The organism is Nocardia sp. JMUB6875 (assembly GCF_041154655.1).
GTDB lineage: Bacteria > Actinomycetota > Actinomycetes > Mycobacteriales > Mycobacteriaceae > Nocardia.
In genome coordinates this window covers 1-7,498 of record NZ_BAAFGR010000261.1, presented here as the reverse complement: position 1 = coordinate 7,498, position 7,498 = coordinate 1, and the positions used below count along the sequence as shown (strand labels likewise).

Annotated in this window: 10 protein-coding genes; 5 read left to right on the top strand and 5 right to left on the bottom strand. The window is 65.7% G+C overall.

The window, feature by feature from the left end; all coding sequences use genetic code 11:
- Nucleotides 1-107: 107 nt before the first annotated feature.
- Nucleotides 108-956: an SDR family NAD(P)-dependent oxidoreductase gene (locus tag ACAM49_RS37155; protein WP_369640216.1), complete on the bottom strand. Its 849-nt coding sequence runs from the start codon at nucleotides 954-956 to the stop codon at nucleotides 108-110.
- A gap of 168 nt (nucleotides 957-1,124) precedes the next feature.
- Between ACAM49_RS37155 and ACAM49_RS37150 the strand changes: the two genes are divergently transcribed.
- Nucleotides 1,125-1,277, top strand: coding sequence for a hypothetical protein (locus tag ACAM49_RS37150; RefSeq protein ID WP_369640215.1), 153 nt, complete (start codon nucleotides 1,125-1,127; stop codon nucleotides 1,275-1,277).
- A gap of 39 nt (nucleotides 1,278-1,316) precedes the next feature.
- Here ACAM49_RS37150 and ACAM49_RS37145 read toward each other — a convergent pair whose 3' ends face one another.
- Complete coding sequence (locus tag ACAM49_RS37145) at nucleotides 1,317-2,180, bottom strand: NAD(P)-dependent oxidoreductase (protein WP_369640214.1); 864 nt, start codon at nucleotides 2,178-2,180, stop codon at nucleotides 1,317-1,319.
- Between the two features lie 119 nt (nucleotides 2,181-2,299).
- Between ACAM49_RS37145 and ACAM49_RS37140 the strand changes: the two genes are divergently transcribed.
- Nucleotides 2,300-2,851: a CGNR zinc finger domain-containing protein gene (locus ACAM49_RS37140; RefSeq protein WP_369640213.1), complete on the top strand. Its 552-nt coding sequence runs from the start codon at nucleotides 2,300-2,302 to the stop codon at nucleotides 2,849-2,851.
- Here ACAM49_RS37140 and ACAM49_RS37135 read toward each other — a convergent pair.
- Nucleotides 2,826-3,599, bottom strand: coding sequence for a helix-turn-helix domain-containing protein (locus ACAM49_RS37135; RefSeq protein WP_369640212.1), 774 nt, complete (start codon nucleotides 3,597-3,599; stop codon nucleotides 2,826-2,828). The two genes, ACAM49_RS37140 and ACAM49_RS37135, sit on opposite strands and share 26 nt — an antisense overlap.
- On the opposite strand from ACAM49_RS37135, the gene ACAM49_RS37130 reads away from it, so the two are divergent.
- On the top strand, nucleotides 3,598-4,566 hold the full coding sequence (locus ACAM49_RS37130; protein ID WP_369640211.1) for an alpha/beta fold hydrolase: 969 nt from the start codon (nucleotides 3,598-3,600) through the stop codon (nucleotides 4,564-4,566). The genes ACAM49_RS37135 and ACAM49_RS37130 overlap by 2 nt on opposite strands.
- A 36-nt stretch (nucleotides 4,567-4,602) precedes the next feature.
- Here ACAM49_RS37130 and ACAM49_RS37125 read toward each other — a convergent pair whose 3' ends face one another.
- On the bottom strand, nucleotides 4,603-5,496 hold the full coding sequence (locus ACAM49_RS37125; RefSeq protein ID WP_369640210.1) for a hypothetical protein: 894 nt from the start codon (nucleotides 5,494-5,496) through the stop codon (nucleotides 4,603-4,605).
- Between the two features lie 229 nt (nucleotides 5,497-5,725).
- On the opposite strand from ACAM49_RS37125, the gene ACAM49_RS37120 reads away from it, so the two are divergent.
- Both ACAM49_RS37120 and ACAM49_RS37115 read left to right on the top strand, forming a co-directional pair.
- A complete protein-coding gene (locus ACAM49_RS37120; RefSeq protein WP_369640209.1) occupies nucleotides 5,726-5,929 on the top strand; it encodes a hypothetical protein in 204 nt (67 codons plus the stop codon).
- A 505-nt stretch (nucleotides 5,930-6,434) separates the two neighbouring features.
- Complete coding sequence (locus tag ACAM49_RS37115; protein ID WP_369640208.1) at nucleotides 6,435-6,917, top strand: NUDIX domain-containing protein; 483 nt, start codon at nucleotides 6,435-6,437, stop codon at nucleotides 6,915-6,917.
- Nucleotides 6,918-6,983: 66 nt separating this feature from the next.
- On the opposite strand, the gene ACAM49_RS37110 is transcribed toward ACAM49_RS37115, so the two are convergent.
- Nucleotides 6,984-7,364 carry a hypothetical protein gene (locus tag ACAM49_RS37110; RefSeq protein ID WP_369640207.1) on the bottom strand — a complete coding sequence of 127 codons (381 nt, stop codon included), beginning with the start codon at nucleotides 7,362-7,364 and terminating at the stop codon, nucleotides 6,984-6,986.
- Between the last annotated feature and the right edge of the window lie 134 nt (nucleotides 7,365-7,498).

The following is a 7,498-nucleotide window of genomic DNA, read 5'->3' as shown; positions in this document are numbered from 1 at the left end:
GGCCCCACCCCACCCGCGGCCGATGACCTGACCACCCTCTACGAAGACCAGGTCATCTTCCTGATCGGCGGCCTGGACCGCCTCCTCGGCACGCCTTGATCGAACCCTCAAGAGGGCCAGGTGAATTCGGGGTCGGTCAGGTAGTCCTGGCGGCGGGCGTCCAGGGCCATGGTGACCATTTCGCGGGCGCCGGGGCCGATGATGCGACGCAGGGGCGGGTTCGGTAGATCGACGAGTTGCAGGAGTTCGGCCGCACCGATCTCGGGGGCGGGTTCGGTCCACTGCTGGTCGCCGTCGGTGGGCGCGGGTGGCGCGGAGGGGTCCGGGTAGGTCGGCATGCCCAGGATGGCTTGGCGGGTGCCGTCGTAGGCGGCCAAGGGCTCGGACGGGAATCGCATGCTGGAGCCGGCCCAGTCGGTGTCGAAGCCGCCCAGCTGGGCGATGCTGACGTGGATTCCGAACGGGCGCAGCTCATCGGCGAGCGAGGCGCTGAATCCTTCCAGCGCCCACTTGCTCGCGTTGTACATCCCGAACAGCGGCAACGAACCCACGGCGCCGACGGTCGAGATCTGCACGATGTGTCCCGAACCCTGTTTACGCAGGTGTGGCACGGCTGCCTGCGAAACCCAGAGCGCGCCATAGAAATTGGTGTCCATCTGGGTGCGGATGGCGGCCTCGTCCAGCTCCTCGAGCGCACCGACGAGACCGAATCCGGCATTGTTGACGATCACGTCGATGGCGCCCGACTGCTCGAAAGCCTGGTTCACGACGGCGATTACGCGCTCACGGTCGCGAACATCCAACGGCAGCACGGTAAGCCGATCCTGTGCGAGGTCGGCCAGGCCGCGCGGGTCGCGTGCGGTCGCGACGACGCGGTCTCCGCGTTCGAGGGCCGCACGGGTGAACGCGCGGCCCATGCCGCGGTTGGCGCCGGTGATGAACCATGTCCGGGTCAAATCTCGATCCTTCCCTGACGAGACAACACGTTTGTCTCGATACAAACATTCATACCGCGCCGCTGCCCTGGGCCGGAGAAGGGGGACCCTTGACTTTCCTACCGGGAAAGTGGAGTCTTACTTTCCAGGAAGGAAAGTGAAGCTGTCAGCGAAACAGGAGGTCTCGACATGGGAATCTTCCGGAAGACCAAGCGCGATCCCGACGACACGAACAAGGAGCAGGCCCCGGAGCCGACTCGATCCGAAGAGGAGGCCAAGCGGCGGCGCAGGCGGCGTCGCCTTCTCGGCGGGGCGTACACCGGAGGCTGGGGTGGAAGCTGATCCGGGACTGGCGCATCGGCTAGTTGCGAGGCAGGCAGGTCACCGCGGCTGTTGTTCCACGATGGACGCCCAGTCGTCCGCGCCGTGGCCTGCGTCGATGGTCCGATCGAAGACGCCTCGCAACAGCTGACCGATCGGGAGGGGGATGTTGTGATCCGCGGCCACTTGGAGGGCGAGGTGGAGGTCCTTGCGGCCCAGGAGTGTGGTGAATCCCGCTGGCTGGTAACGCCGTTCGGCGATCATCGAGCCGTAGCCGGTGTAGACGGGGCCCGGGAAGAGGGTCGAAGTCAGCAGTTCGACGAATTGTCCCGAGTCGATATCCGCGCCTTCCACGACACTGACGGCCTCACCCAATGACTGGATCGCACAGGCGATCAGGTAGTTGCCGAGGATCTTCACGATATTGGCCTGCTCCAGGCGTTCACCGAGTCGCCATGTGCGCGAACCGATCACGTCGAAGAACAGCTGCACACGCTCGATCAGAGAAGGGTCACCGGCGGCGAGGATATTGAGCGCTCCGGCTTCGGCGACCGGAACGCGGCCGAACACCGGGGCCGCGATGTATCCGACACCGTGCTCGGCATGCACCGCGGCCGCCCGGCGCGCCAGGTCAGCGCTGACCGTTGCGAGATTCACGTGCACCGTCCCGCTCGCAGCTCGAGCGAGAACGCCGGAGTCGATGAACGTCTCGGCGACAGCCCGGTCGTCGGACAGGATCGAGAAGACCACCGGCACGTCCATGGCCTCCGCGACCGAGGCGGCGCGGCGGGCGCCCGCCGCGACAAGCTCGTCCGCGGGCCCATCGGAACGATTCCACACCACGACGTCGTGACCGGCCTTCAAGAGGTTGTGCGCGATGGGCTTTCCCATAGCCCCCAGACCGATGACCGCGATGCTGCTCATGGTGCGCACCCTTCTCTTGAACCGGCTAAGACGGTTCACAGGATGCCATAGCGCTACCATCATGTCGAACCGTCTAAGACGGTTCGTGAAGCTGCTACCGCTCACCCCTGGAGGCTGGAATGACCGAGGACGCACGTCAGGTGTTCCGAATGGACAACGAGGTCCTGGCCTTCCGCTTCACCGCCACCCTCAGCGACCGCGCAAGCACAGCACCGCGAGAACGCCTGAACTCCCCCGCGCGGCTCCGGCTATGGCTGCGGGCAACGGAATTCGACGTCCCATCCGTGTCATCAACCGACCTGAACTCCGCCATCGACCTACGCGAGGCCATCTACCGAATCGGCGCGGCGATAGCCGCGGATCGAAAGCCGATCTCCAGGGACATCCACACCCTCAACGCGTTCGCCGCCGCCGGACACGCGAAAGCCGCACTGCACCAAGACCACTCACAATGGCACCTGACGAAATCAGCCGCCGTCAGAGACGCCCTGGGCGTCCTCGCCACCACCGCCATCCACACCCTCGGCGGACCCGACCGCCCCCGCATCAAAACCTGCGAAGGCCCCGGCTGCGCCGGCCTCTTCCTCGACACCAGCCGCGGCGCCAACCGCCGCTGGTGCTCCATGAACACCTGCGGCAACAAGGTCAAGAAGTCCCGCGCGCGAGCATGATCTCGGCCGTTGCGGTGTCGGCGGGAAAGTACGACTCGACCGCCAGTTCGGCGACGGTCACATCGGTCGGGTGGGAGAAGGTCGTGAGCGTGGAGATGAAGGCGAGATCGTGTCCCTCGACCCGGATGCGCACCGGAACGGCGACGCTTTCTCCCGGGTCGGTCTCGGCCTCGCCACCGGGGTAACCGCGAATTTCGTCGTGAAGCTCGGTCAGCGCCGGATTCGCGGTGCGTGCCGCCTGCCGACTCAGATTCGCGATCACTCGGGCGCGCAGCTCCGGCAGGTTCGCGATCGCCGGGGCGAGCCCGTCGGGATGGAGAGCCAGCCGCATCAGATTGATCGGCGGATTCAGCAGATGCGGCGCCGCACCGGACCCGAGCCAGACCGCTGCGGGATTCGCGTTGATCAGGTTCCACTCGCCGTCGAGGACCATCGCCGGAAACGGCTCGTGCGCGGCGAGAATTCGATCGAGGGCCTGGCGTACCGGATCGAGGGCCGGCGCGACCAGCTCACGCTCGGGGAACCACGGGGCGAATCCGGCGGCGAGGAGCATGTCGTTGCGGACGCGCAACGGCACCTCGAGGCGCTCGGCCAGATGCAATACCATCGACCGGCTCGGCGTGGCTTTGCCCGTCTCTATGCAGCTCAGGTACCGCGTCGAAACCGCTGCCCGCAGGGATAACTCGAGTTGCGACAAGCTCCGACGGTGCCGCCACTGCCGCAACAGTGCGCCGAGGGTGTCGCCCATGTTCGCCGATCGTACCGGCGCGGTTCGTGCTGTCCATGACCCGACAGGTCATGGACGCGCCCCGCGGCGCCTGGCACCGTCGCAAGCAGGCACCAATCAGGGAGGCGACGAAATGCTCGGTCCGCGACAGTATCTCGAACTTGCACAAGGCACGATCGGCTACCGCGAGACCGGTCGCGGTGATCCCGTCGTCTTCGTCCACGGGGTCTGCTGCAACAGCTCGGCTTGGCGCGGCGTCGCACCGGCACTCGCCGACAACTGGCGTTGCATCACACCGGATTTCCCGCTCGGTTCGCACTCGCCGGCGGTTCCGGACGCCGACCTCAGCCTCCCCGGGCAAGCCGAGATCGTTGTCGGCGTGCTCGATGCGCTCGGACTCGACCGCGCGGTCATTGTCGGCAACGGATACGGCGGCGACATCGCACAACTCGTCGCCGCCCGGCATCCCGACCGCGTCGCGGCGCTCGTGCTCGTCGGGCCGAACGTCGACCGTTCCTACCACTGGACGGCGAAAGCAGTGGTCACCATGGCCAAGCTGCCCGGCGCCGAGGCGTCGACGCGCATGCTGCTACCGCGTCGAACCTTCCAGCGCCTCCCCATCATCTACGGCTGGGTGACGAAGCGCCCGATCCCCGACGCGATCATGGCCGAGTACGTCGGGCCGGCTGTCCAGGACCGCGCAGTCCGCCGTGACCTGATCCGATTCCTGCGTGGCGTGACACCGGAATATCTTGCTCGGGCATCAGCGCAAGTGCGCCGGTTCGAGCGCCCCGTGCTGGTCGTGTCGCCCGACGAGGACAAGGTCTTCCCTCGCGACGCCGCGCGGCAACTCGCCGCCGACCTGCCGCAGGGCCAGTTCGCGACAATCGCCGACTCGTTCGCGTGGGCGCCCGAAGATCAGCCCGCCGAACTCGCACAGCTCCTCCTCGAGTTCCTGCCCACAGCGTCCGCGGTCTCCGGACACTGACGGAGATCGACTGCGCCACAGGATGTCCGCTGCCGATTACTCGATGCTGTTTCCACGCTCGGCCCGGGCGTCCAGCCGCAGCCGGGCCAGCATGCGGGCATGGGCGTGATCGGGATGTCCGAGGGTTTCCAGCACCACGCGCCGGGAGTCGGCCAGCACGCCCAGCACGGTCTGCCTGCGCAGGTCGGGGAATTCCCGGCCGAGGTCGGTCGCGGCGGATCGGAGTTCGGTGAGAAGGTCTGCGGCGGAACGGGAACCGGTGGGGGTGAGCACATCGGTGAGGTCCTGGACATGATGCAGGACCGCCACGGTGGCGCCATCGAATCGGATCGCGGTGTTCACCGGCGCCCAGATCTTGTAGCGGAACGCGCCGCGCTCGTGCGGCTTCGGCACGTCGTAGCGCTGCACGCCCATCCAGTCCGAGGTGCCGCGGCTGAACACCGATTCCAGCGACCAGGACAGGTTCTCCACCCCGTCGGCCGTGGCATCGGCTGGATTGTCGGGAAACGCGTCGAACATGCGCTCGCCGACCAGTTTCGGCTGTGCGGTCACCTGCTCGTAAGCCCGATTGACCGCCCGGATCCGGAAGTCGGTGTCCAACAGCAGATACGGCTTGTGCCGGTGCTGAAACCAGGCCGCGCCATTGACCGCCTCGGTCATCTCCGCCGTCAGCCTGGCCACCTCCCGGCGAGCGGTCCCGGGGCGATACTCCAAAATCCCCTCGTATCCGACCGGTGTGTTGCGGGAGTAGTGCACGAAATATCGATCGAGACGAGCCAGCACTTCCGACGTGGCTTCCCGCGCGAAAGCCACCCGTGTCAGCACCTCCTCGAGGTGCCCCCGAGCGGACTCGCTGACCACCCGAGCCCGAGCGGCCTCGGACTTGGCGTGAGCCAAAATGCCCCGCACCCGAACGAGATCAAACGACACCCGAGGATCCTCCCATCCACCGTTGCCGCCAGTATGCCCCACCCCGCCTACCCCGACGACCCTCACATGACGGCCCCTGCGCCAACCCAATGAAACATTGGCATTTCACAGCAAGGCTTCGGCGGTACGTTCAGAACCCGAAGCCCGCAATTCCGAAATGGATCCCCTCATCCGGTGGGGACAGTTCGGCAAGCCGCCGACGGGTGCCGTTCACGAAAGGTATCGCACCATGCGCACTCTCATCCTCACCGCCGCAGTTCTCGGCGCCCTGTCCACCGGCATCGGCCAGGCCACCGCAGCACCGACAACCGAAATCTCCGACGGCGCCTTGCCGCAGCCCCCCGTATCGGGCAGCGCCCAGCTGACCAACAACCTGCTCATGCTGCTGTGCACCCTGAACGGCCCCGGAGGCTGCGGCACCAAAATCAACTAGCCTCGGCGCGGACGGCCAACTGGCCCTGGACTTTTGACATTGGGATGTCGGACCAAACCGAAACGCCGAGGCGTCGTTGGGGTTATGCGCCGCCGAAGCTGAGAACCCTACTCGGTCTATTGGTCTCGATTTACAACTGGGTGCTAGTTCTCTGCGCGCTCTACCTCGTGGGCGTGGCCTTGGGTTTCACACTTCTCTGGTACTTCGGTGAATTCCCGACCGAGCCCATCAATCCACACCTCCCTCCGATCACCTCACCCCTGCCGCCCCCACCTCGCTGAACCGCACCATCATGCAGAGTTCCGGACGACCGGGCTAATCTCGCACTCTCCGCTGCCATACGCCGTCAATTAGCCAATTCCCCTGCCTTAGTGCGTGATCAGCCCGGTTTGAACGGCCTGCCCGGGCCCGGCGAAAGGCGTACGGTCATGCCGCATCCCGCGCGGATCGGAACGAACAGCACAAGCCCAACCTGCGCCTGGCCAAGTGGATAGTGTTGTGCCCCATGGAATCCGAACGGGCTGAATATCTCGCCAGGCTGCCTCGGAAGCGGATGGGGGCGGGAGCGCTGTTCGTCGATGCGCTGGGTCGTGTGTTGCTGGTCGAACCGACGTACAAGGACTATTGGGAACTGCCGGGCGGGGTCGTGGAGGCCGGTGAGTCGCCGGGGGCCGCCGTGGTCAGAGAGGTCCAAGAAGAGCTAGGTCTCCGTGTGCCTCTCGGACGGCTGTTGGCGGTCGACTGGGTCCCGCCGGGCCTTTATGCCGACGACGGCTTGATGCTGATCTTCGATGGCGGCGAATTGGACACCGGACAGGCGTCGGCGATCGTTCTCCAGCCCGAGGAACTCCGCAGCTGGGCGTGGTGTGATGAGCCCGAGGCGGCCACGCGACTGCCGGATGCGATGGCTCGACGGGTGGCAGCCGCGATAGAAGCTCGCGTCGAGGGCAGAACTGTCTATCTGGAAGACGGGCTCACACCGACATGACACCAGCGACCAGCGCTGGGAGGCGAAAGATCAAGTGTCGATGTCGGTCCGAGGCCGGCAAGCTCATCAGTTGGCGTCAACCGCGATCTTCATACCGTTCTCGCAATCCCCGGCTGAGCTCGAGATGAAGTAGTTCCTTCCCCTTTTGAGGGTGACCCGGCCATTACCTGAGTTGAGTGTCCTGGCATTTTTTGGAGCTGAACAGCTGTTGTATCCCGCTGCGCTGACCGGGACGACGTTGTGTTTGGCGGGGTCGTACTTGAAGACCAGAACGTCCCCTGCCTTGAAGCGCTTCCCTTTCGGCCACGCAGCCACATTGTAGGTCCAGCCCCGCTGATCACCGACGGTGTATACCGCAGCGCTCGCAACACCGGTACCGGTCACGGCCAGCGCGAGGATGGCCATGCTGAAGACGAAGACCCGCAGCAAACCTCCCAAACCCCTCATAGCCGAAGGCTATACGTATATGTGGATCGGCAGAGCGAACGACATGCCCCCTTCGCAGTGCCGACGCGGCCCGCACCGGTTTCGCGTTCCGCAAGGAATCTCGGTTGCGTAGCCTGGGTGGGTGGGAGTTGTGG

Bases quoted from the DNA above. Each gene is read 5' to 3' on its own strand.
- ACAM49_RS37150 (WP_369640215.1), top strand. From the start codon at position 1,125: ATGGGAATCTTCCGGAAGACCAAGCGCGATCCCGACGACACGAACAAG.
- ACAM49_RS37145 (WP_369640214.1), bottom strand. From the start codon at position 2,180: ATGAGCAGCATCGCGGTCATCGGTCTGGGGGCTATGGGAAAGCCCATC.
- ACAM49_RS37140 (WP_369640213.1), top strand. From the start codon at position 2,300: ATGACCGAGGACGCACGTCAGGTGTTCCGAATGGACAACGAGGTCCTG.
- ACAM49_RS37130 (WP_369640211.1), top strand. From the start codon at position 3,598: ATGTTCGCCGATCGTACCGGCGCGGTTCGTGCTGTCCATGACCCGACA.
- ACAM49_RS37135 (WP_369640212.1), bottom strand. From the start codon at position 3,599: ATGGGCGACACCCTCGGCGCACTGTTGCGGCAGTGGCGGCACCGTCGG.
- ACAM49_RS37120 (WP_369640209.1), top strand. From the start codon at position 5,726: ATGCGCACTCTCATCCTCACCGCCGCAGTTCTCGGCGCCCTGTCCACC.
- ACAM49_RS37115 (WP_369640208.1), top strand. From the start codon at position 6,435: ATGGAATCCGAACGGGCTGAATATCTCGCCAGGCTGCCTCGGAAGCGG.
- ACAM49_RS37110 (WP_369640207.1), bottom strand. From the start codon at position 7,364: ATGAGGGGTTTGGGAGGTTTGCTGCGGGTCTTCGTCTTCAGCATGGCC.